Annotated in this window: 26 protein-coding genes and 1 riboswitch; of the genes, 15 read left to right on the top strand and 11 right to left on the bottom strand. The window is 72.4% G+C overall.

The window, feature by feature from the left end; translation table 11 throughout:
- Both GEV28_RS32220 and GEV28_RS32215 read right to left on the bottom strand, forming a co-directional pair.
- A partial coding sequence (locus tag GEV28_RS32220) for an AAA family ATPase (protein WP_291416375.1) occupies positions 1-2,354 on the bottom strand: 2,354 nt, incomplete at its 3' end.
- An 88-nt stretch (positions 2,355-2,442) separates the two neighbouring features.
- Positions 2,443-2,787 carry a dihydrofolate reductase family protein gene (locus tag GEV28_RS32215; RefSeq protein WP_291416373.1) on the bottom strand — a complete coding sequence of 115 codons (345 nt, stop codon included), beginning with the start codon at positions 2,785-2,787 and terminating at the stop codon, positions 2,443-2,445.
- A 106-nt stretch (positions 2,788-2,893) separates the two neighbouring features.
- Between GEV28_RS32215 and GEV28_RS32210 the strand changes: the two genes are divergently transcribed.
- A complete protein-coding gene (locus tag GEV28_RS32210) occupies positions 2,894-3,649 on the top strand; it encodes a dienelactone hydrolase family protein (protein WP_291416372.1) in 756 nt (251 codons plus the stop codon).
- Entirely contained in the window at positions 3,649-3,972 is a 324-nt protein-coding gene (locus GEV28_RS32205) for a DUF6295 family protein (RefSeq protein WP_291416371.1), read from the top strand. Before GEV28_RS32210 ends, GEV28_RS32205 begins: the two co-directional genes overlap by 1 nt.
- Here the strand turns inward: GEV28_RS32205 and GEV28_RS32200 are convergent.
- Both GEV28_RS32200 and GEV28_RS32195 read right to left on the bottom strand, forming a co-directional pair.
- Positions 3,965-4,201 carry a hypothetical protein gene (locus GEV28_RS32200; RefSeq protein WP_291416370.1) on the bottom strand — a complete coding sequence of 79 codons (237 nt, stop codon included), beginning with the start codon at positions 4,199-4,201 and terminating at the stop codon, positions 3,965-3,967. The genes GEV28_RS32205 and GEV28_RS32200 overlap by 8 nt on opposite strands.
- A 67-nt stretch (positions 4,202-4,268) precedes the next feature.
- Entirely contained in the window at positions 4,269-5,198 is a 930-nt protein-coding gene (locus GEV28_RS32195; protein WP_291416368.1) for an MBL fold metallo-hydrolase, read from the bottom strand.
- A 383-nt stretch (positions 5,199-5,581) separates the two neighbouring features.
- Here GEV28_RS32195 and GEV28_RS32190 point away from each other — a divergent pair, with 383 nt between their 5' ends.
- The 4 genes from GEV28_RS32190 (at position 5,582) to GEV28_RS32175 (ending at position 8,917) form a co-directional block, all read left to right on the top strand.
- On the top strand, positions 5,582-6,331 hold the full coding sequence (locus GEV28_RS32190) for a helix-turn-helix domain-containing protein (protein WP_291416366.1): 750 nt from the start codon (positions 5,582-5,584) through the stop codon (positions 6,329-6,331).
- A gap of 162 nt (positions 6,332-6,493) precedes the next feature.
- Positions 6,494-7,375, top strand: coding sequence for a hypothetical protein (locus GEV28_RS32185; protein WP_291416364.1), 882 nt, complete (start codon positions 6,494-6,496; stop codon positions 7,373-7,375).
- A gap of 11 nt (positions 7,376-7,386) precedes the next feature.
- Positions 7,387-8,046 (top strand): extensin family protein, encoded by a 660-nt coding sequence (locus GEV28_RS32180; RefSeq protein ID WP_291416362.1) that lies wholly within the window; start codon positions 7,387-7,389, stop codon positions 8,044-8,046.
- Positions 8,047-8,140: 94 nt separating this feature from the next.
- Entirely contained in the window at positions 8,141-8,917 is a 777-nt protein-coding gene (locus GEV28_RS32175) for an SAM-dependent methyltransferase (RefSeq protein ID WP_291416360.1), read from the top strand.
- 141 nt (positions 8,918-9,058) lie between these two features.
- On the opposite strand, the gene GEV28_RS32170 is transcribed toward GEV28_RS32175, so the two are convergent.
- Positions 9,059-9,829, bottom strand: a complete 771-nt coding sequence (locus GEV28_RS32170; protein ID WP_291416358.1) for an NYN domain-containing protein — start codon at positions 9,827-9,829, stop codon at positions 9,059-9,061.
- Between the two features lie 374 nt (positions 9,830-10,203).
- Here GEV28_RS32170 and GEV28_RS32165 point away from each other — a divergent pair, with 374 nt between their 5' ends.
- The 5 genes from GEV28_RS32165 to GEV28_RS32145 all read left to right on the top strand — a co-directional run bounded on the left by GEV28_RS32165 (position 10,204) and on the right by GEV28_RS32145 (position 14,279).
- A complete protein-coding gene (locus GEV28_RS32165) occupies positions 10,204-10,473 on the top strand; it encodes a hypothetical protein (RefSeq protein ID WP_291416356.1) in 270 nt (89 codons plus the stop codon).
- 323 nt (positions 10,474-10,796) lie between these two features.
- The gene (locus GEV28_RS32160; protein ID WP_291416354.1) at positions 10,797-11,879 is read left to right on the top strand and encodes a DUF1214 domain-containing protein; all 1,083 of its coding nucleotides are present in this window, start codon (positions 10,797-10,799) and stop codon (positions 11,877-11,879) included.
- The gene (locus GEV28_RS32155) at positions 11,876-13,030 is read left to right on the top strand and encodes a sulfotransferase (protein WP_291416352.1); all 1,155 of its coding nucleotides are present in this window, start codon (positions 11,876-11,878) and stop codon (positions 13,028-13,030) included. Before GEV28_RS32160 ends, GEV28_RS32155 begins: the two co-directional genes overlap by 4 nt.
- Entirely contained in the window at positions 13,027-13,809 is a 783-nt protein-coding gene (locus tag GEV28_RS32150; protein WP_291416350.1) for an SDR family oxidoreductase, read from the top strand. The genes GEV28_RS32155 and GEV28_RS32150 overlap by 4 nt, the downstream gene beginning before the upstream one ends.
- Positions 13,806-14,279 carry an SRPBCC domain-containing protein gene (locus GEV28_RS32145; RefSeq protein ID WP_291416348.1) on the top strand — a complete coding sequence of 158 codons (474 nt, stop codon included), beginning with the start codon at positions 13,806-13,808 and terminating at the stop codon, positions 14,277-14,279. Before GEV28_RS32150 ends, GEV28_RS32145 begins: the two co-directional genes overlap by 4 nt.
- Here the strand turns inward: GEV28_RS32145 and cysC are convergent.
- Both cysC and cysD read right to left on the bottom strand, forming a co-directional pair.
- Positions 14,256-16,070, bottom strand: coding sequence for an adenylyl-sulfate kinase (cysC, locus tag GEV28_RS32140; RefSeq protein ID WP_291416346.1), 1,815 nt, complete (start codon positions 16,068-16,070; stop codon positions 14,256-14,258). The genes GEV28_RS32145 and cysC overlap by 24 nt on opposite strands.
- Entirely contained in the window at positions 16,070-16,966 is an 897-nt protein-coding gene (cysD, locus tag GEV28_RS32135; protein ID WP_291416344.1) for a sulfate adenylyltransferase subunit CysD, read from the bottom strand. Before cysD ends, cysC begins: the two co-directional genes overlap by 1 nt.
- A 75-nt stretch (positions 16,967-17,041) precedes the next feature.
- Between cysD and GEV28_RS32130 the strand changes: the two genes are divergently transcribed.
- Entirely contained in the window at positions 17,042-17,665 is a 624-nt protein-coding gene (locus GEV28_RS32130; RefSeq protein ID WP_291416343.1) for a TetR/AcrR family transcriptional regulator, read from the top strand.
- Here the strand turns inward: GEV28_RS32130 and GEV28_RS32125 are convergent.
- The 3 genes from GEV28_RS32125 to GEV28_RS32115 form a co-directional block, all read right to left on the bottom strand.
- On the bottom strand, positions 17,649-17,963 hold the full coding sequence (locus GEV28_RS32125; protein ID WP_291416341.1) for an SMR family transporter: 315 nt from the start codon (positions 17,961-17,963) through the stop codon (positions 17,649-17,651). The two genes, GEV28_RS32130 and GEV28_RS32125, sit on opposite strands and share 17 nt — an antisense overlap.
- Positions 17,964-17,992: 29 nt before the next feature.
- Positions 17,993-18,055: riboswitch (guanidine-III (ykkC-III) riboswitch) on the bottom strand.
- Between the two features lie 19 nt (positions 18,056-18,074).
- Complete coding sequence (locus GEV28_RS32120; protein WP_291416339.1) at positions 18,075-18,305, bottom strand: hypothetical protein; 231 nt, start codon at positions 18,303-18,305, stop codon at positions 18,075-18,077.
- Entirely contained in the window at positions 18,302-18,973 is a 672-nt protein-coding gene (locus GEV28_RS32115; RefSeq protein ID WP_291416338.1) for an endonuclease/exonuclease/phosphatase family protein, read from the bottom strand. The genes GEV28_RS32120 and GEV28_RS32115 overlap by 4 nt, the downstream gene beginning before the upstream one ends.
- 104 nt (positions 18,974-19,077) lie before the next feature.
- Here GEV28_RS32115 and GEV28_RS32110 point away from each other — a divergent pair, with 104 nt between their 5' ends.
- The 3 genes from GEV28_RS32110 to GEV28_RS32100 all read left to right on the top strand — a co-directional run bounded on the left by GEV28_RS32110 (position 19,078) and on the right by GEV28_RS32100 (position 20,882).
- Positions 19,078-19,956, top strand: a complete 879-nt coding sequence (locus GEV28_RS32110) for an alpha/beta hydrolase (protein ID WP_291416336.1) — start codon at positions 19,078-19,080, stop codon at positions 19,954-19,956.
- 191 nt (positions 19,957-20,147) lie between these two features.
- A complete protein-coding gene (locus GEV28_RS32105; RefSeq protein WP_291416334.1) occupies positions 20,148-20,492 on the top strand; it encodes a hypothetical protein in 345 nt (114 codons plus the stop codon).
- Between the two features lie 180 nt (positions 20,493-20,672).
- Positions 20,673-20,882, top strand: coding sequence for a hypothetical protein (locus tag GEV28_RS32100; protein WP_291416332.1), 210 nt, complete (start codon positions 20,673-20,675; stop codon positions 20,880-20,882).
- A gap of 336 nt (positions 20,883-21,218) precedes the next feature.
- Here GEV28_RS32100 and GEV28_RS32095 read toward each other — a convergent pair.
- Positions 21,219-21,816 (bottom strand): HNH endonuclease signature motif containing protein (locus tag GEV28_RS32095; RefSeq protein WP_291416330.1); only part of this gene is annotated, 598 nt, incomplete at its 5' end.

Genomic DNA, 21,816 nt, shown 5'->3' with positions numbered 1-21,816 from the left:
TAGCGCGCGGTCGCGGCGAACGGCGGCATTCCGGCCGCCTCGTTGCGCTCGGCCGCCTCGCGCAGCAGCCGCACCGCGTCGTCGAGCCGGCCGACCGCGGCCGCCGCGACCCCGAGCGGCGTCCGCACCGAGCCCAGGATCGCGATCACGCCGGCGCCACCGCAGACGAACCTGTCGGCGAACGGCGCCAGCAGCCGGTGCACCTCGGCGGCCGTGGCGCGGTCGTCGAACTCGGCCGCGAGCAACGCCGTTCCGGCGAGCGTGGGCAGCAGCATGAAGCCCGGGACCTCCGCGGGCGGCGGCATCGTCCGGTAGACCCGGCGGGCCGCGTCGCGCCGGTCGGCGGCCAGCAGCAGCATCGCCGACACGCCGCGCAGCGGCAGCACCGCCGTCGACACCGACTCGGCCACCTCGGCCATCCGGTCGTCGACGGTGCCGAGGTAGCCGTGGACCATCGTGCGGAAGCCGTGCGACGGCGCCCGCGCCCCGTCCGGCCCGGTGTGCTGGGGCAGCTCGTCGGCCTGGTCCCCCAGGGTGAGCGCCTCGGCGAACCTGCCGCGCGCCAGGGCGATCGCGGCCCGGCAGCGCAGCGCGTGCCACCGCGCGAGCGGCGAGCGCAGCCGGTCGGCCACCGCGCCGATCGAGCCGAGCTCGGCCTCCGCCCGGTCGATGTCGCCCAGCTGCGCGAGCGCGTCGAACCGCCACAGGTGGCCCCACAGCCGGGCGTCGTCGTCGGCGCCCCGGTCCCCCGCGGCGAGCATCCGGTCGCCGAGCGCGAGCCGGTCGGTGGTGCCGTCCGGACCGCTGCGGGCGATCTGCCGGGCCCGCAGCGCGGCGAGGACCGCGGTCCGGTCGCCGAGGCGCTCGGCCATCGCCAGCGCCTCCGCCGACCGCGACTCGGCCTCGGCGAAGGACCGCCACGAGTCGTTCACCGCCTGCTGGGCCAGCAGCCGGGCGCGCAGCGGGCTGTCCGCTTCCGGCAGCGCGGTCAACGCCTCCTGGTAGAGCGCGTACCCGTTGGTGTCCCAGTCGAAGTCGGTGATGCCCTCCAGCACCAGCGCCGCCTCGCCGAGGGACACCGGGTCGCCTGCGGCTCGCGCGAGCTCGGCGGCCGCGCGCAGCGACCGCCGGGAGCCGACCATGTCGTAGGCGCGCACCTGGGCGCGGGCCTCGCCGAGCAGCAGGCGGCACCGGTCGGCGGGGTCGGCCGCGACGGACCCGGCCCGGCCGTAGAGGCTGGCGGCCTCCTCCCACGCGAGCTGCGCCATGGCCTGCCCGGCCGCGCGCTCCGCCCACCGCGCCGCCTCGGCCGCGTCCCCGACCGGCAGTGACTCGAGACGGTGGAAGGCCACCTCCGCCACCCGGTCGGCGACGTCCGGCCGGCCGGTGAGGTGCTCGGCCAACCGCTCGTGCAGCCGCAGACGGTCCACAGTGGACGCCTCGAGCCGGGCGGTCTCGCGGACGAGGTCGTGCCCGAACCGCCACTCCCGGGTGAGGATCCCCGCGGCGACCGCCTCGTCGAGCGCGGCCAGCACCTCGGCGAGCTCGTGACCGGTCGCCGCGGCCAGCGCGGCCGGGTCCACCGTGGAGCCCAGGACCGCCGCCGCGGCGACCACCCGCCGCGCCGGCTCCCGCAGCCGGTCGAGCCGGCCCCGCACCGCGTCGCGCACGCCGTCCGGCAGCTCGGTGCCGGTCTCGCCGGTGAGCACCCGGGCGAGCTCGCAGACGAAGAACGGGTTGCCCTGGGTGCGGCGGCTGAGCGCGGCCGTCGTGTCGGCGGGCACCGGCCGCCCCGTGACGCCGGCGAGCAGCGTGCCGACCTCGGGCTCGGTGAGGCCCACGAGCCGCAGCCGGGTCACCGACGGGGCGAGCGTGGCCAGCACCTGCCGCAGCGGCTCGCGCCCGCCGGTCTCGGTGTCGCGGTAGGTCGCCACGACGGCGAGCCGGGCAGTGGTAGTGGCGCGGGCGAGGTGCGCGAGCAGCCGCAGCGACGCCGGGTCAGCCCATTGCAGGTCGTCGAGCACGACCAGCAGCCCGGCGGGCTCGGCGGCCGCGGTGAGCAGGTCGGTGACCGCCTCGAAGACCCGGAACCGCTGCTCGGCGCCGCCGGCCACCTCGGGCGCGAGGTCCGCGGGCCCGTGCAGGTGCAGCGCCCGCAGAACCTGGCGGAACAGCCAGTAGGGCGGGCTGCCCTCGTCGTCGGCGGCGCGGCCCCAGCAGGTGCGCACACCGAGGTCGGCGGCCTGCCGCGCGACCTCCTCGACGAGCCGGGTCTTGCCGACCCCGGGCTCCCCGGCGACCAGCACGACCTGCGCGGAGCCGTCGAGCGCGGCCCGCACCCGCCCGGCGAGCACCGCGACCTCCCGCGCCCGCCCGACCAGATCGACCCGCCCCGGCTGTTCCGTCGCACTCTCCTCACCCGGCGTACCCGGGCAGAGTGTCTCAGCTCGGGCGGTGGCGCAGGAGGACCACGCCGGAGCGGAACGGGTGGGTCTCCACCAGGTCGAGCCGCCCGAGGCCGGTGACGAAGAGGCGTGCACCGCGGCCGAGCACCACGGGGTGGACGAACAGGCGGCACTCGTCGACCAGGCCCGCCGCCACCGGCGTGCGGACCAGGCGCATGCTGCCCGTCGTCACGATGTCCTTGCCCGGGGCCGCGCATCTCCTCGAACGTGACCCGGCCGCGATGGTGCCGGACCGGTCGACGCCCGCCGCGCTGAACCAGCCCCCGGCGGCGTCGATGACCCCGTCGAGCGTGATGTTCCCGGTGACGATCAGCTCTCGCATGACGACCTCCGTCGTCTCGGCCTTCCCGTCGTGTGACGGGCCCGGCGCGCGGAGGTCATCGGTTCGGATGGCAGGCTGATGGTTAGCAACGGAAAGGACTTGGACCATGCGCGATGGGCTCGAGGCCGGCACCGTCACGGTGACCGGCGCCGGCGGCGACGAGATCGTGGCCTACGCCGCCCATCCGATGGGCGCGCCGCCGGCCGGCGGGGTCGTGGTGATCCATCACATGCCCGGGTACGACGAGGCCACCAAGGAGATCACCCGGAGGTTCGCCGCCTGGGGCTGGTCGGCCGTGTGCCCCAACCTGCACCACCGGTTCGCCCCTGGCGCGGACCCCGACGACGCGGCCGCCGCCGCGCGGGCCGCCGGCGGGGTGCCGGACGAGCAGCTCCTCGGCGACGTCGACGGCGCGGCGGCCTACCTCCGCGACCACCCGACCGGCAACGGCAGGGTCGCCACCATCGGCTTCTGCTCGGGCGGCCGGCAGTCCGTGCTCGCGGGCTGCGGGCTCGACCTCGACGCGGCCGTCGACTGCTACGGCGCGTTCGTGCTCACGCCCCCGCCAGCGGAGTACAAGCTGGACGTGTCCACGCTGGAGCCTCGACTCGGTGACCTGTCGTGCCCGCTGCTCGGCCTGTTCGGTGTCGAGGACAAGGCCCCCACACCCGCCGAGGTCACCCGGTTCGACGCGCTGCTCACCGAGCTCGGCAAGCCGCACGAGTTCCACTCCTTCGACGACGCGGGGCACGCGTTCTTCGCCGTCGACCGCCCGGCCTACCGGCAGGCCGCCGCCGTCGAGGGCTGGCGGCTCGTCCGCGAGTTCCTGGGCCGCCACCTGGCCGGGGAGGGGAACGCCTGATGTGCACCTACGTCACCGAGCAGAGCCCGACCGACGGCAGCGGGAAGGGCGCCACCGGCTGGTTCCCGCTGACGTCGACCACCGTGTACTTCGACCACCCCGTGCACGCCCAGGCCGACCACACGCTGAACCTCGACTTCGTCAACCCCGGCCGCGGCCCGGCCGCCCGGGTGGCCGTCGAGCTCACCGCCGAGTCCGCGGTCGGCCTCGTGCAGGCGATCGCGCGGGTGCTCACCCAGGTCTCGACGGACCTCACCGGGGTCGACGGGCCGGCCGCCCAGCGCCTCCTCGACGCCGCGGAGGGACTCACCCCCGTCAGGTGAGACCCAGCCGCGGCCGCACCCACTCGGCGAGCCGGCGGATCGCGTCGTCGGCCTCGGGTGCGCGGCCGGCCATCATCGCGGGCACGCCACCCGCGTCGGTCTCGAGGTAGTCGACGCCCCGGGGTTCCGCGGTCAGGTCACCCCATGCCTCGTCGTCGCTCTCCTCTCCCCCGGCCGCCGCCCAGCTCAGGTACATCTCCCGCACCGCCTGTGCCTGCTTGCTCGCCATCGCTCGGTCTCCTCTCGGTGTACGACCAACGGCGGGACAGACCCGCGCGGCACCGGAAAGGAGTCGGTCAGCAGCCGGGGCGTACGAACGGTTGCCTCAGGTGGGCGGTGGCCAGCCAGGTCGGCAGGTGGCCGGCCCGGGACAGCACGGCGCGGCGGGTCTCCCTGGCGGTCTCCTGGTCGGCCTCGAACGCGTAGCCGACGTCCGGGGCGACCAGCTGCACCGCGTGCACCAGGACGTCACCGGTGACCAGGAGCTGGTGGCCGGCGCCGCGGAGCAGGACCGACTGGTGGCCGGGGGTGTGGCCAGGGGTCGGCAGCGTCGTCATGCGGGTGCCCCGGCGCTGCGCCAGGCACACCCGGCCGTCCACGGCGGACAGCTGGCCCGTCCGCCGCAGCGGCTCGACCACGTACGGCAGCACGACCTCGTCACCCGCCTGCTCCAGCGCGGTGATCTCGGTCCGCTGGATCACGTACCGGGCGTTCGGGAAGGTCGGCACCCCGGCCAGCGACACCGACCAGCCGAAGTGGTCCTCGTGCAGGTGGGTCAGCACGACGATCTCGACGTCGTGGCGATCGATGCCCGCCTCGGCCAGCCGGTCCAGCAGGTGTCCCGGCACCGGCGCCCAGGCCGACGCCGGGCTGCCGGCCGGGCCGATGCCGGTGTCCACCAGCGCGAACCTGCCGGAGGGCAGGCGGACCGCGAAGCACCGGAAGTCGAGGTTCCACGCGCCGTCCTGGCCGAACGCGGCCGGATCCACCCGTCTGGCCCGTGCCCAGTCCCGCTCGCTCGCCCCGGTGAACGCCTCGGCGGCGGGCAGGAAGAAGGGACCGGCGGCGTCGAGCAGCGCGATGACCTCGAACGGCCCCACCGACCGGGTCACCGCGACCCCGGCCGACGCCTGCCCCGCGGTACCCAGGCCGGCCGCGGCCAACCCGGCCACCGCACTGCCCAGCAGAAAAGTGCGCCGCCCCAACGGTTTCCGCACGTCATCCACAACGATCTCCGTTCTGCGATACCTTCGATGGGAACGAGTTGATCAGCGGGTGAGGCGCGGTGCCAGGGATTCGAAATACCTCGAAAGTCGGGCCATGCTGACTCTGCACGTCGACCCCGCCCGGCTGGTGCGTTCCCGGTTCGCCCTGTCCCGGGTCGCCGAGCTGTCGTGCGCGCTGGAGGTCCTTACCCACCCCGCCCGGGCACCGTTCGCCAGCGGCTGGGTCGACGCCACCCGCCCGCGGCTCGACCTCGCCGCCGTCGCGCTGGTCCACGCGCTCGTGGAGCACGAGTCGTGGTACGTGCCGGACTTCCTCGTACCGCTGCCCGAGGAGTACGAGCCGACGCTGGACGCCGAGCTCGCCCGCGGTCGCCGCGACACCGGTGGAGCTCGTCCGGCGCCAGCTCGACATGACGTTCCGGATCGGCCCGGTGCCGGCCACGGCGGTCGAGCGCAGCCGGGCACGCCCCGGGCAGGATCCGCGGGCCCCGCTGCCCGACGTCGTCGCGGAGGTGCTCGCCGCGGGCGGGGAACGGGCGGTGGCCGAGCGGGCGGCCGAGCAGCTGCGGCGCTGCTGGCGGGCGGTGCTGGCGCAGTCGTGGCCCGCGCTGCGCCGGATCCTCGACGAGGACGTCCGGCATCGCGCCGCGCACGCCGGCCGGTCCGGGTTCGGCGCGATCCTCGACGGTCTGCATCCGGCGCTGCGCTGGGACGGCACGCGGCTCGAGGTGGGCACCCGCTACGACCTCACGACCACCCCCGAACCCGGTCTGGTGCTCACGCCGTCGGTGTTCCTGCCCCGGCCCGCGTTGTGGAGCGGCGTGCCGGGGCAGGTGCTGCTCGGGTACCCGGCGCGTGGCCGGGGACAGGTGTGGGCGGCGCCGTCGTCGGCGCTGGGCGCACCGGTGTTGGGCGCGCGGCGGATGGCGCTGCTCACCGATCTCGAGGTGCCGAGGTCCACCTCGGAGCTCGCGGAACGGCACCGGCTCAGCCCGGCGACGGTGTCCTACCACCTCAACCGGTTGCGCGCGGCCGGCCTGGTGACCAGCCGGCAGGCCGGGCACAGCGTGCTGTACGTGCCGACCGAGCGGGCCGCCGCGCTGCTCGCCGCGATGGACGAGCCGGCCCGGTGAGGTAGCGGGCGGAGCGCCGCTCCGCCGCGAGAATGGCAACTGGTCACAGCAAGTCGTGGTAGTTGGTTGCCAAGGTCCGCGCCGACGCGGTTCGCTTTTGTCGCGGACGAGTGTTTCCCCTGCACGGCCTTCCGCGGGCCACCCCGACGCGAGGAGCTCCTCATGACGTCGTCCCTGCCCGACCCAGGAAAACCCTTACCCCAGCTGAGCAGGCGCGTCTTCGTCGGCACCGTGGCGACGCTCGGCGTCGCCACGATGTCCGGCACCGCCACAGCCGCCCCGACCATGGTCACCCTCGACCGGGCCGCCGGTGTCGCCCGGCTCGGCGGCACCGTCCACGCCCTCGGCCACACCGGCGCGACGTGGGTGCTGGTCGCGGCCGACGGGTCGGCCCGGCGCACGCGCGGTCTCGCGGGCGCGGACATCGCCGACCTGACCGCCACCGAGGGCGTGCTGGTGGCCGTCGGCGCGGACGACCGCTCCGCACCGGCGGTCTGGGAGTCGACCGACGGTCTGTCCTGGCGGCGGGCCACCCGGCTCGCCGGGGTCGACGGGCACCTCACCGCGGTCGGCGCGTACGGCGGCACCGCGCTCGCGGTCGGCGCGCGGTTGACCCTCGAACGCGCGCCGCGGCAGCGGATCGTCCTGCGCCGCACGGCATCCGGCTGGGCCACCGTCCGCGCGGGCGGGCTCGGGCACACCGACGAGCTGGCGGCCACCGCGGTCGCGGGCGGCCCGGCGGGCTGGTTGTTGTCCACTGTGGACGCGACGGGAAGCCTGCTCGCAACGTCGCCGGATGGTCTCGAGTGGACACCCGACGCGGTCCAGCCCCGGCTGGTCGACGCCGCCGTGCGGTCACTGTCGTGCACCGGCGGCCGAGTGCGCTGGGTGGCCAACGCGATGAGCGGGTCCGAAGGCGTGACGGGTGCGCTGGGCACCGGCCGGCGGGCCGCGCCGGTGCCGGCGGACGCCCTGGCGGTCGGCGTGCTCGACGGCCGGTCGTACTGGCTGGCCGGCGGTCACCTCGTGTCGGCGACGGTCTGAGGAGGCCCGGGATGATCAGCTTCAGCACCATCGACGGCACCCCGGTCTACTACTGGCGCGCCAACCGCGGCAACACCACGCCGCGCACGTGGTACTGCACGCAGGCCTTCTACGACCGGCTCGTGCTGTGGATCCGCGACCTGCGTGGCCTGTCGTCGGGCTACGGCAGCGTCACCTACCTGGTGTCCGCGGGCTTCTACGTCAACAAGGCGGGCCAGCACGGCGCGGGCACCGCGATGGACCTCGACCACGTGCGCTGGTCCAGCGGCAACACCTGCTCCCCGCTGGACCGGGCGCACGCGTCGGGCACGCAGTCTGTTCGCCGCCGCTACATCGCGGTGGACGCGGTGTGCCGGCGGCGGTTCCGGTACGTGCTCGACGGGTGGTACAACGCCGAGCACGCCGACCACATCCACGCCGACTTCGGCGGCCTGCCGACGGTGTGCCAGAAGGGGTCGGCGAGCGACTGCAAGTTCGTCCAGTCGATGTGCAACAACTTCACCGGCTCGGGCCTGGCGGTCGACGGCGCGTGGGGTCCGCTGACCCAGAGCGCCTTCGACACCGCCAAGTCCCGCCTCGGTGTCACGGGCGATCCGCACACCAGCAGCGGCGTGTGGACGTCCATGATGTCGACGGTGGCCCAGCGGGGTTTCGCCAACCAGGCGTTCTGACCACGGAGCGGTGGGGGACGGCGCCGGCGCCGACGAGGGCCGGCGGGGCCGGCGCTCGTTCCACTAGGCCTAACCTCATGGGCGAGGAGGAACGATGGATCGTTCGCTGGACCAACCCGCGCTGGCCCGCGTGTACAACGGCGCGACCGGTGGGGCGAGCACGTCGGAGGTCGACCGGAGCCTGCTCCAACGCGTCTTCGCCCTCATGCCCGGCTACCGGTACTTCGCCATGGCCAACCTGCGCTTCGCCGGCCAGGCGGTCACCGAGTTCGTCGACGCCGGGATCACGCAGATCCTGGACCTGGGCTGCGGCATGCTGTCCCCGCAGTCGAGCCACACCGTGGCACACGCGAGGAACCCGGACGTTCGGGTGGTTTACGTCGACCTGGACTCGGTCACGGCCGAGCACGCTCGGCTCGGCACGGCCGGCGACGACCGCGTCGGCGTGCTGGAGGCGGACGTCAGGCAGGTCGACGACGTGCTGGACGACCCGGTCACCCGCCGCCTGCTGAGTCCGGACGAACCCGTCGGCGTGCTGGCCGCGGCCGTGCTGCACTGCCTGCCCGACGACGGCGCGGTCCACCCGGCCGACACGCTTCGCCGCTACCACGACCGGCTGCCGGCCGGCAGCATGCTGGCCGCGACCCACGCCACCGGCGACACGCTCGACCCCGACGTCGTCACCGAGGCGATCGCGCTCTTCCAGCAGGCCGGCATCACGGTGCTGAGCCGCACCGCGGAGGAGTTCCACGCCTTGTTCGGCCCGTGGCAGGTGCGACCGCCGGGCCTGCGCCCGCTGCGCTGGAGCCCACAACCCGACGAGGAGATCGACGCGCACGGCTACACCGCGACCGCACTCAAGCCACGGTGACGGCTACCCGGCCGGGATCCCCACCCACACCGCGAACCGGCGCGCCGGCGCCGACCGGTCTGTCCACTTGAGACAGCGCGGCGGCCACGCCGGTCCGCGCCACCGGCGTCGGTTGGTGGGATCTGCCGGGGCGGGGCGGAGCTACTTGTCCGGGCGGCGGCGCTTGTCGCGCGCGTAGATGATTCCCGCCTTTCCGTCGCCGGGGCTGCGGCGGTCGAGCTCGAACAGCGTGCTCGCGGCCATCAGGTCGCTGAGCTTGGCGTAGCCGTAGGTGCGGGAGTCGAAGTCCGGGCTCTGGTTGGTGATGATGTTGCCGACGGAGGCGAGCGGCGCCCAGCCGTCGTCGTCGGAAGCCGCCTCGATGGCGTTGCGTAGCTGGTTCATCAGCGCGGCGTCTCGTTTGAGCTGCGCGGCGGAAGTGGCCGGTTTCGATCTCGGCACCGCGTCGGCCGCCACGACGGGGCTCTCCGGGTAGGTGAGGTTCTCGACGTAGATGAACTTGTCGCAGGCCGCGACGAAGGGCTTGGGCGTCTTGCGTTCGCCGAACCCGTACACGGTGAGGCCGGACTCGCGCAGGCGCGCGGCCAGGCGGGTGAAGTCGCTGTCGCTCGAGACGATGCAGAACCCGTCGAAGCGCCCCGAGTACAGCAGATCCATCGCGTCGATGACCATCGCCGCGTCGGTGGCGTTCTTACCCCTGGTGTAGGCGAACTGCTGGACGGGCTGGATCGACTGGGCGAGCAGGTGGTCCTTCCAACCCTTCAGGCTCGTTCCGGTCCAGTCGCCGTAGGCGCGCTTGACGTGCGCGGTGCCGTACTTGGCGACCTCGGCCAACAACCCCTCGGTGATCGACGGCTGTGCGTTGTCCGCGTCGATGAGCACCGCGAGCTTGGTGGCGTTCTCGCTGACCATGCTTCCCCCGTTCCACATACTCGGACTGGCCGGCGTCGCGGATTGTAATTCACTCGTTCGTACTACGGCAGTCGCCCGGAAACTCTCTCGGTAGAGATTCGCGTGACCGAATCGGAACTCCGCCGGATCCGAACCGGGCTCACGATTAATTCGAGGTTTCTCACCTGAGGGTAGTCGACAAACTCGGGCCGACCTGGCGACTGTCACTCTCCGTATCAGAACCGGGCTGACCTGGGCTTTTGTAACATGGAACGGAGTCGCCGCGATCAAATGACCAACCAGATGCGCCGGCCGTGGCCAACCGCCGACCATCGCCCATTTGTGCCCGCTCGGGGTCGCCTCACCCAGTCGAAAATCGTCTTGGGAGCGAAGTCATGCGCACACTGTCCCGAATATCGGCAACCCACCCGGTCCGACCCGTTTACCACACCGCGAACATCCTGGTTCTGCTGGGAGTTCTGAGCGTGGCCGGCGCGCTCGCCACCTGGCGCGGCACCCCGCCGGCGGCCGTGATCCCGGCCGCGGTGCTCGTGTTCGGGATCGTGCTGTTCGTGGCGGCCCGGCGGGCCTTGCGGCACGCGGCGACCCAGATCGACACGATTCTCCGCGAAGAAGTCGGCCGCCCTGATACCTGTGTGGACTGACCACTGTCGAAATCGTCATCTCTCGCCGATCCGCACCACCGAATCCGCAACGGACGGCCTGCGTCCCGGCTGTTGGACATAGACCGGCTCATCAATGAAAGAGTGCGGGGGCCCGCCGGAGATACTTGGCTGAAACACCAGCCGGACGTGTAACACCCGGGGCCCCATGACGATGAGCCAGTTGTCCCCGTGGTGCTGACGGACCCCCGACCTGGCAGCACCGCGGGGATCCTTGTGTCTCGGGGTGCCTCCGGCAAACTGAACGTTGTCCAGTATCGGACCTTCTGGTAGAACGTGTTCTAGTGCTGGCACGAGGAGGTCCCGTGGCTGACACGCAGGCGGAGGTCCTCACCGGGCAGGTGTGGTCGGACTTCTGCCGCGCGCTCGAGAAGGCCGGTGACGTCGTCCTCCGGGACTCGGCCCCCGGCACGGCACTCAACCGGGCCGAGGGCTACCGCTACCTCACCCGCCTGGTACGCGAGATGCTCTACAGCACCGTCGAGAACGCCGACCCGGACTTTCCCCGCCTGCACGAGCTCGACCTGACCAAGCTCGGCGCGGACAACCCGGACAACGTCTACCTGTCGGCGAACATCCGCGGCGACCGCACCTACCGGATCACCGGCACCCGCGGCTCGATCGCCTACTTCAGCATCGGTTCGAAGGCCAACCGGTACGCCAAGGACGGGACCATGGCCTCCACCGGCGAGCTCTCCGACCGCGACCTGACCGTGCGAGAGGACGGCACCGTCGAGATCATCGCCAGCGCCGCCCCGCACGGTGGGAACTGGCTGCCGCTCGCCGCCGACTCGACCGGCCTCGTCGTCCGGCAGACCTACCTCGACCGCACCACCGAGCAGCCCGGCACCTGGCGCGTCGAGTGCGTGGACCGGCCGGCAACGCCCGGGCCGCTCGACCCGAACACCCTCGCCAAGGCGCTCAGGCGGGCCGCGCTCGCGGTGCACGGGACCGCGGCCACGTTCGCCGCGTGGACCGAGCTGTTCATGACCCGCCCCAACGAGCTGCCCGACTTCGGCCAGGAGATGTTCCAGCGCGCGGGCGGCGACCCCGAGATCTTCTACCTGCACGGCTACTGGACGCTCGCGCCGGGTCAGGCGTGGGTCATCGAGACCGACGTGCCGGACTGCCCCTACTGGAACTTCCAGCTGGACAACTGGTGGATGGAGTCGCTCGACCACGCCCACCGGATCACCGTGAACAAGCACACCGCGGTCCTCGCCGACGACGGCCGGCTCACGATCGTCGTCGCGGAGCGCGATCCCGGCCACGGCAACTGGATCGACACGTGCGGCCACACCAGCGGCACCGCGCTGCTGCGCTGGCTCGGCGCGACCGAACACCCGCTGCCACGCTGCCGCGTGGTGCCGATCGAGGAGGTCGGGTGACCACCGTCTCCGAGACGCTCCGGGTCGACGACCTGCTCGCCACGGCCCGGCAGCGAACCGGGCTCACCGACTTCGGCGACGAGTGGTTCGTCGAGCCGCTCACCGTGCTCACCACCGCGCTCGTCGACGAGGCCCGGCTCTCCGCCCTCGGCCTGGAGCTCACGAGACGGCGGCTCACCGCGCTGCTCGCCGACCGGCTCCGGCTGCGCGCGCTGCAACGCGCGCACCCGTCGACCCAGGAGCAGGAGGTGCGCGTCGCCGCCGAGATCTGCGGGCTGCCGCGCACCGGATCCACGCTCCTGCACCGGCTTCTCGCCGCCTCCCCCCGGCTCACCTCGACGCTGTCCTGGGAGACCTCCTACCCCATCCCGTTCCCCGACGAGGGACCCGCGGCCACCGAACGCAAGCAGCGCGCCCAGGACCGGGCGAAGCTCTTCCTGGAGATGTCCCCCGAGTTCGCCGACATCCACACGATCGAGTGGGACGGCCCGGAGGAGGACGTGATCCTGCTCGACCGGACGTTCACCTCGATGAGCTTCGACTCCTTCTACCGGGTGCCCTCCTACGGCACCTGGCTGCGTGCGGCCGACCAGACCCGGGCCTACCGCGAGCTGCGCGAGTGGCTCCAGGTGCTGCAGTGGCAGGACCCGACCCGGGCGGGCCGACCCTGGGTGCTGAAGTCTCCGCACCACCTCACGGCGGTCGACACGGTGCTGGACACGTTCGCCGGGTGCAAGATCGTCATGACGCACCGGTCGCCGGTCGACGCGGTGCCCTCCTACGCCTCGATGGTCGTGTCGATGACCAAGCAGTACAGCGACGAGGTCGACCCGGCTGCCGTCGGGCGCTACTGGTCCGCACGCTTCGCCGCGACGTTGCGCGACTTCGCGGCGGTCCGCCGGCGCCGCCCGGACCGGTTCGTCGACGTGCACTTCGCGACCGTGCTCACCGACCCGAGGGCGCAGGCGGTGCGCGTGCTCGGCGAGCTGGGCATCGCCGCGGACGGCGCGGACCTGGCGGCGTTCGACGCCTACCTGGCGCGCAACCGCGCGCAGCGGCACGGCTCGCATTCCTACACCGCCGCGGACTTCGGGCTGTCCACGGCACAGCTCGAGCAGGATTTCGCCTTCTACCAGGAGGGTGCGTCATGATGCTCGACGGCGAGGTCGTGGTCGTCTCCGGGGTCGGGCCCGGGCTCGGCGCGAAGCTCGCCACCCGGGCCGCCGCCGAGGGCGCGAAGGTCGTCATGGCCGCCCGCTCGACCCAGGTGATGGACCAGGTGGCGAAGGAGGTCGCGGCCGCGGGCGGCGAGGCCGTCGGCGTTGCCTGCGACGTGCGCGAGCCGGACGACGTGGCCGGCGTCGTGCGGACCGCGGTCGAGCGCTTCGGCAAGGTCACCGGGCTGGTCAACTCGGCGTACTCGCACCCCGGCTTCCACGACCTGCTGGACACGCCGGACAAGCAGCTGCGCCGGTCGCTGGACATCATCCTGCACGGCGCGCTCGGGATGACCCGGGCGGTCGTGCCGCAGCTGAAGGCGGCCGGTGGCGGGTCGATCGTCAACGTAGGCACGATGTCCACCCGCAAGCCGTTGCGGGGCGAGGGCGGCTACGCGGTCGCGAAGGCCGCGATGGCCTGCGCCACCCAGTACCTGGCGGTCGAGCTCGGCGAGCACGGGATCCGGGTCAACCAGGCCGTGCTGGGCTGGTTGGCCGGTCCCGGCGTGCGGTTCTACCTGAAGCTGACCGCCGAGCAGCGGGGCGTGAGCGAGCAGGCGATCTACGACGAGATCGCCGGGCGCAATCCCCTGGGCCGCATCCCGACCGACGAGGCTTGCGCCGGGGCGATACTGTTCCTCCTGTCCCGCCTGGCATCCGAGGTGACCGGTGCGGTGCTCGACGTCAACGGTGGGGAGCACATGCCGGCATGAGCGAGCATATTTTGTCGTCCTTGGTCGTGGAGATCGCCGTTCCGGCGGCGTTCGTGTGGGACGTCCTGGTGGACTACCCCAACTATCCACAATGGAATCCCTACACCGTCGCCGCCACCACGACGCTCGAGGTCGGCGACCCGATCGAGCTCACCCTGCCGGCGCCGGACGGGTCCGGCGGCACGTTCGTGAACAGGGAGTACGTCCGGGTCGTCGACCCGCCGCACCACCTGCGCTACGACACCGGCGAGGAGATGCCCGGCATCTTCGCGGTGCGCGACCAGTGGCTCGACGTGCGCGGGCCGGACCTCTGCACGTACTACACCACCGACACGATCACCGGCAGGTACGCCGACAAGGTCATCGAGACGACCGGCGAGTGGGTGAAGGCCGGCTTCGACTCGGTGGCCAACGCCCTGAAGGAACGCGCCGAGCTGCTGTGGCGCTCAGAACACCCTCAGCTCGCGTAGCCGTGCCACGACCGCGTCCGCTGCCTCCTCGGCGGTCAGTGCCGTGGTGTCCAGGTGCAGCTCCGGACGCTCCGGCGGCTCGTACGGGGAGTCGATGCCGGTGAAGTTGGGCAACTCGCCGCGCCTGGCCTTGGCGTAGAGGCCCTTCGGGTCGCGTGCCTCGGCCACCGCCAGCGGCGTGTCGACGAAGACCTCGCAGAACTCGTCGTCCGCCACGATGCCGCGGGCCAGCTCGCGCTCGGCGCGGAACGGGGAGATGAACGACACCAGCACGATCAGCCCGGCGTCCACCATGAGCCCCGCGACCTCGGCCACCCGCCGCACGTTCTCCACCCGGTCGGCGTCGGTGAAGCCGAGATCCTTGTTGAGCCCGTGCCGCACGTTGTCGCCGTCGAGGGTGAACGTGTGCCGCCCGTCCCGGTGCAGCCGCTGCTCGACCCTGTTCGCGATCGTGGACTTCCCGGCGGCGGACAGGCCGGTGAACCACACGACGCAGCCGCGGTGCCCGGTGACCGCGGCACGCATCGCCTTGTCGACGGCCATCGCCTGCCACCGCACGTTCGTCGAGCGGCGCAGCGGGAAGTGCACGAGGCCGGCTCCGACCGTGGCGTTGCTGAGCCGGTCGATCACGATGAAACCGCCGAGGTCGCGGTTGTCCCGGTACGGGTCGACCGCGACCGGCTGGTCGAAGTGGACGTTACCGACGCCGATCTCGTTGAGCCGCAACGTCTTCGCCGCGAGGTGCGCGCCGGTGTCCACGTCCAGCCGGTACTTGGGCGGGTCCACGGTGAGCCCGACGGTCCGCGCGCCGACCTTGGCGAGGTAGCGCCGGCCGGGCAGCATCTCCTGCTCCCCCATCCAGATCAGGTCGGCCTCGCACGAGTCCGCGACACCCGGTGGGTCGGCGGCGGCGAGCACGGCGCCGCGACCGACGTCGAGGTCGTCGGCCAGCACGACGGTGACCGAGCGGCCGGCCGCGGCCTCGTCGAGGTCGCCGTCGAAGGTGACCAGCCGGGCGACCGTGCTCTCCTGCTCGCCCGGCAGCACCCGGACCCGGTCGCCGGGCCGCACGCAACCGCCGACGACCGTGCCCGACACACCCCGGAAGTCGGGGCCGGGCCGGTTCACCCACTGCACGATCATCCGGAACGGCCCGGCCCGACGCCGGTCGTCGACCGGTACCTGGTTCAACCAGTCGATCAGCGTCGGCCCGTCGTACCAGGGCATCCCGGGCCCGCGAGTGACCACATTGGACCCGTCGAGCGCCACGACCGGGACGCACACCACCTCGAAGCCGAGCCCGGCGGCGAGCGCCCGGTACTCCTCCGCGATCTCGGTGAACCGCTCCTCGCGGTGGCCGACCAGGTCCATCTTGTTCACCGCGAGCGCGACCCGCCGGATGCCGAGCAGCGCGACGAGGTGGCTGTGCCGGCGGGTCTGGCGCAGCAGGCCCTTGCGCGCGTCGACCAGCAGGACCGCGGCGTCCGCCGTGGACGCCCCGGTGACCATGTTTCGGGTGTACTGCTCGTGTCCCGGGGTGTCGGCCACGATGAACGTGCGGGCCTCGGTGGCGAAGTACCGGTAGGCGACGTCGATCGTGATGCCCTGCTCCCGCTCCGCGAGCAGCCCGTCGACCAGCAGCGAGAAGTCCAGGCCCGTGCCGCGGGAGTCGGCGGCCAGCGTGGCGAGCTGGTCGGTGTGCAACTGCTGGGCGTCGTAGAGGAGCCGGCCGATCAGCGTGCTCTTGCCGTCGTCGACGCTTCCGCAGGTGATGAACCGCAGCAGGCTCATCAGAAGTATCCTTCCCGCTTCTTGCGTTCCATCGACCCCGACTGGTCGCGGTCGATCACCCGCCCCTGCCGTTCCGAGGTGGTCGCGGCGACCGTCTCCGCGATGACCTCCGCCGGCGTGGTCGCGGTGCTCCGGACCGCGCCGGTGAGCGGGTAGCAGCCGAGCGTGCGGAACCGCACCGTCGCCTGCTCCGGGCGTTCACCTGGTCGCAGCGGCAGGCGGTCGTCGTCGACCATGATCAGCGCGCCGTCCCGCTCGACCACCGGGCGCACCGCGGCGAAGTACAGCGGCACCACGGGAATCTCCTCGCGTGCGATGTACTGCCACACGTCCAGCTCGGTCCAGTTGGACAGCGGGAACACCCTGATGCTCTCCCCGGGCGCCTTGCGCGCGTTGTAGAGCCGCCACAGCTCGGGCCGCTGGTTGCGCGGGTCCCAGCGGTGGTCGGCGCTGCGGAAGGAGAACACCCGCTCCTTGGCGCGTGCGGGCTCCTCGTCCCGCCGGGCGCCGCCGAACGCGAGATCGAAGCAGTGCTTGTCGAGTGCCTGGCGCAACCCCTGGGTCTTCCACATGTCCGTGTGCGTGGCCGAGCCGTGCTCGAACGGGTTGATGCCGAGCGCCACGCACTCCGGGTTGCGGTGCACGACCAGCTCGAGCCCGAGCTCGGCGACCGTGCGGTCGCGGAAGGAGATCATCTCCCGGAACTTCCACGTGGTGTCCACGTGCAGCAGCGGGAACGGCGGCGGTGACGGGTGGAAGGCCTTGCGGGCCAGGTGCAGCAGGGTCGAGCTGTCCTTGCCGATCGAGTACAGCAGGACCGGGCGCTCACTCTCGGCGACCGCCTCGCGGAGGATGTCGATGCTCTCGGCCTCCAGCCAGTCGAGATGCGTCCACATGGCACCATGCTAAGCCCATTTTGAACAACGTTCAATATGTTCTGGACGTTGTTCGGTTTGCGGTATCGTGGCGCCGTGGAGCGCGCACCCATGGCGTGGGGCGACGCCAAGGCGCGGCGCCGGGACATCCTGCGCTCGGCGTCGCGGCTGCTCGAGTCCTCCGGCTACGCGGGCCTCACCGTGCGGGCGATCGCGGTGGGCGCCGGGGTCAGTTCGGGCACCGTGTACCAGTACTTCGACGGCAAGGAGGACGTCTTCGTCGCGCTGATGGCCGCCCGGCTGGAGGACGTGCGGGCCACGCTCGACGAGTTCGACCGCACCGAGGGCATCGGCGGCCTGCTCGCCGCGATCCTCCCCCAGGTGCGCGAGATCTGGCGGCTGTTCGGCCGGTCCGCGCAGCAGCGGGGGTCCAAGGTGCTGGCCGGCGGGCGGCGCGGCAAGCGCGCGGTCACGTCGGCGACGGTGTTCCGGCGGATGGCGCGCTCGCTGGACCGGGCGCTGCGCGAGACCGCCGAGGCCGCCGGTCAGACGCTGGTGGACCACCCAGCGATGCCGTACTGGGTGTGGGACTCCCTCATCGGCGTGGCCGACGACCTGGTCCACGGCGGCTCGCTCCAGGCGCGGGTGTCGGCCGACCGCCTGGTGGCGTTCGCCACCGGGGCGATCGAGCGCGGCATCGTGGTCAGTGCACCAGCTTGAGCCCCACGACCCCCGCGACGATGAGGATGAGGCAGAGCAGCCGGCCGGCGGTGGCGGGCTCGTTCAGCGCGACCATGCCGTAGACCGCGGTGCCGACCGCGCCGATGCCCACCCACACCGCGTACCCGGTGCCGACCGGGATGTCGCGCAGGGCGTAGGCGAGCCCACCCATGCTGAGCAGCAGCGCGACGGCGAACACGAGGGCCGGGAGCCGGCGGGTGAAGCCGTGCGACGCCGAGAGAGCGGCCGCCCACACGGTCTCCAACACCCCGGACACGACGAGCACGAGCCAGGCCATGACAACCTCCGCAGTAGTGGCGAACCAGTACCGCGTCGTCTTGTCCTGCCGGGTACGACGCACTCGTCCGGGACACCGCGGACGGCGTCACGCTCGATGTTAGCACCGAGCTCAGCCGAGGGTGACGAGCGCTTGCACCGGGAGGTGGTCGGAGGGGCGCTGGCCGTCCCGGGCGAAGGTGTTGATGCCCACGGCCCGCGCGGTCACCGGGCCCTTCGTCAGGATCCAGTCGATGCGGCGGCCGTTCGTACGCAGCGGACGGTATGCGTGCCACGTCGCGTAGGAGGGGGTGCGGCGGTCGGCCGCGGCGGTCCAGGTGTCGGTCATCCCGGCGCCGTTCACCAGGATGCCGTACGGGTCCGAGCTGCGGCCGCGGTGTTGAAGTCGCCGGTGAGGATCACCGGCAGGCCCGGGGCGAACCCGTTGATCCGGTCGCGTAGAAGCTCGGCGCTGCGCCGGCGCGCGTAGTCCGACTGGTCGTCGAAGTGGGTGTTGACCACGACGAGCTCGACGCCGGTGCGGTGATCGGCGAACCGGACCCACGTCACCATGCGGGTCACGCTGTTGCCCCACGTGTTCGAGCCGACCACGGTCGGTGTGTCCGACAGCCAGAAGTGGTCGAACGCCAGTGGCTCCAGCCGCCGGGTGTCGTAGAAGACCGCCGTGAACTCGTCGCGGCTGCCGCCCCCGCGGCCCTCGCCGATCCAGTCGTAGTACCCGGGCAGGTCGGCGGCGATGTCCTTGAGCTGCGGGTACAGGCCCTCCTGCGTGCCGAGCACGGTCGGCTGCTCGTGGCGGAGCAGCTCGGCCATCGCCGGCCGGCGCTGCGGCCAGGAGTTCGGCGTGCGGTCCGAGGCGAAGCGCAGGTTGTACGACATGACGTGCAGCGCGTCGCCGCGTGCCGGGCCGATCAGCGGGGCCTCGCTGCCCCGGTCCGCCTTGGCCGGCACGCTCAGGGGAAGGCCGAACAACACCAACAACGCGACGACCAGACCCAGCGGACGAAGCATCCCACCGTGCGTTCGACGGGGCACTGGCTCCTCCGCTCACCTCGGACCCGCATCCCGGGTGGCTCACAACCTGCCGAGGTCATTCTAGGTTAGGTTCTGCCACCGTGACTGAGACTGCGTCCGAGACTGATCTTGCTTTGGCCGACGGTCGCACGCTGCACGTCTACGACACCGGCCCGGACTCCGGCGACCTGGCCGTCTTCTGGCACCACGGCACGCCGAACATCGGCGCGCCGCCCAAGCCGCTCTTCCCGGTCGCCGCCGAGCTCGGTATCCGCTGGGTGGCGCACGACCGGCCGGGCTACGGCGGATCTACCCCGGTGCCCGGCCGGGACCTGGCCTCCGCCGCCGCGGACGTCGCGAGCGCCGCCGACGCGCTGGGCATCGACCGGTTCGCGGTGATGGGACATTCCGGTGGCGGCTCGCACGCCCTCGGGTGCGGCGCGCTCCTGCCCGACCGTGTGCTCGCCGTGGTCAGCGCGGCCGGGATGGCCCCGTTCGACGCCGACGGGCTCGACTGGTTCGCGGGCATGTCCGAGGCCAGCGTGGGGTCACTCGGATCCGCGGCGGAAGGGCGGGCCGCCAAGGAACGGTACGAGGCGGCCGAGGACAAGCCCGAGATGGAGTTCGCGCCGGCCGACCTGGCCGCGTTCGACGGCGCGTGGGCCTGGTTCGGCGAGGTCGTCGGCCCGGCCGTCGAGCCCGGTCCGGCCGCGCTGATCGACGACGACCTCGCCTACGTCGCCCGGTGGGGCTTCGACCCCGCCACGATCAGCGCGCCGGTCCTGCTCCTGCACGGCGGCATGGACCGGGTGATACCGGCCTCGCACGCCGGGTGGCTCGCGGACCACTGCCCCACCGCGGAGCTGCGCGTGAACCCGTACGACGGCCACATCTCGGTCCTCAACTCCGGCGAGGCCGCGCTGCGCTGGCTTGCCGAGCAAAGCCGGCGCCGGCGGGACCCTGAGCGGCCCCGATCTTGATCCGCGCGAGGTGGTGCTGGACGCTGCCGGCCGCCGGGAGCCCTTCGGGACCGGCCGCGGGCTCGAACGACTCGTTGCGGTCCAGCGGGATGTCCCCGACCTCCCTTCAACTCGGAGCGAGGCTCCTCGATTAGGGTGAAACTGTTGCCGCGCAACGCAAACCAAGCCCGACCTCGGATAGAATCGACCACATGTTCGATGTTCCTGACGACGTCACCCCGGAAGCCGCGGCGCTGGCGGGTGCGTGGGTTGGCGCGGACGGGCGTGGCAGGTCCAGGGAGCGTCTCGATCTCGCCATCACGCTGACGACCCGGTTGCCGCGCACGTTGGCGGCGATCAAAGGGGTGCGGCTTGATCCGTATCGGGCGTCGAAGATCGCCGACGCGACCCTGTCGCTGTCCCTTGAGGACACCGTGATCGTGGAACGGGAGATCCTGGACCGGGTTGAGGAGATGCCGGCTGTGTCGCCCGGACGCGGCCCGACCTCGTGGTCCACGGGTGCAACGACGTCGGCGTCCTCGGCATCCGCACGGTAGCCGACGGGGTCGGCGCGGTGACCGAGCGCTTCCAGGAGTGGCACCGGATCGCGGTCGAGATCCAGCGGGACCGGTGGGAGGGCAGGGAACTCGGCGACCTCGCGGCATATCCGGGCGGCTGCCGTCGGCCCGGTTCCGCAGTCGCTGTACGGGACCTGGCCGGCGCCCAACCGGCTGCCGGTGTGCACAACGTTCTGGTCCGAGCCAGCCGAGGTGCCGGCCGTCCTGACCGGGCGGGTATACGTCACGCTCGGCACGGTCGAGTTCGGCGCGGTCGAGTTCGGCGCGGTCGAGGTGCCCCGGCGGGCGGTCACCGAGACCGCGGCGCACGACATGGACCTGCTCGTGGCGGTGGGGCCGGACGGCGATCCCGCGGCGCAGGGCGAGTGACCGGCGAACGTACCCCTGGCCCGGTTCCCGCCGCATGCCGAGGTGCTGGCGCGGGTGGACCTGGTCGTGCACCACGGTTGCCGCAACGGCTCCTGCCGCAAGGCGCCGAAGCCCGATGAACGTCCAGCTGACGAGCGGGCCGGCGCCGGTCAGGCACTCACCTACGACGAGCAGGTCCCCGGCACGATCGGTGTTGCGGTCGGGAACTGCTTGGCGACGGGCCGACCGAGGTGGTCGCGGGCCTCACCACCCTGGCCCACTCGGGCGCGCGCGGGATCCCGCGCTGTCCGTTCCGCATCAGCGTCAACCACCCTGCACCCACTTGCACCGACAGGGTTAGAACGGTGGTGCGGGTTCGGGATCGGCGGGTTCGGGGTGGGTGATGGGCTCCGGTGTGTGGGGGTAGTGGAACCCGCACGGTGACACCCATTCCAGGGTCTCGCCGCGTTTGATCACCCGCCAGCCGCCGAAGGTCTTGCCGCGGTGGTGCGGACGACACGCGGGATGCACGTTGTGTTCGTCGGTCGGCCCCGCCGGGAACGGCTCGCGATGATCCAAATCGCACTGCACAGCGGGCCGGACACAACCCGGCCCCGTGCAAGTGGGCATCGCGGCCTGGATGTGGTCCCGCAACGCGGCGGGTGGGGTGTAGCGGCGCCGCCCCACGTCCAGCACCCGGCCGGTCGCGGGCTCGGTCAGGATCCGCCGCCAGGTCGCATCCGCCCGGTAAGCGAGATCCACGGCCTGTTGCGCCGAGATGTCGCCGTACCCGACCAGATGCCCCGGGGTGTTGTCCACCCCCAACGCTGCGCGGGCCGGCAGGGTCACCTGCACGATGATCTTGGCGTGCTCGAAGTCCTTACCCGCCAACAAGTCCAACGCCACATCCGAGCGGAGCTGGTCCATCGTCCGCCCATCCGCGCCACCGGTGTCC

It is taken from the genome of Actinophytocola sp., from assembly GCF_009379765.1.
In the GTDB taxonomy this organism is placed as follows: Bacteria; Actinomycetota; Actinomycetes; order Mycobacteriales; family Pseudonocardiaceae; genus Actinophytocola.
The sequence above is the reverse complement of the archived record's forward strand: the minus strand, read 5'-3'. Positions and strand labels throughout refer to the sequence as shown.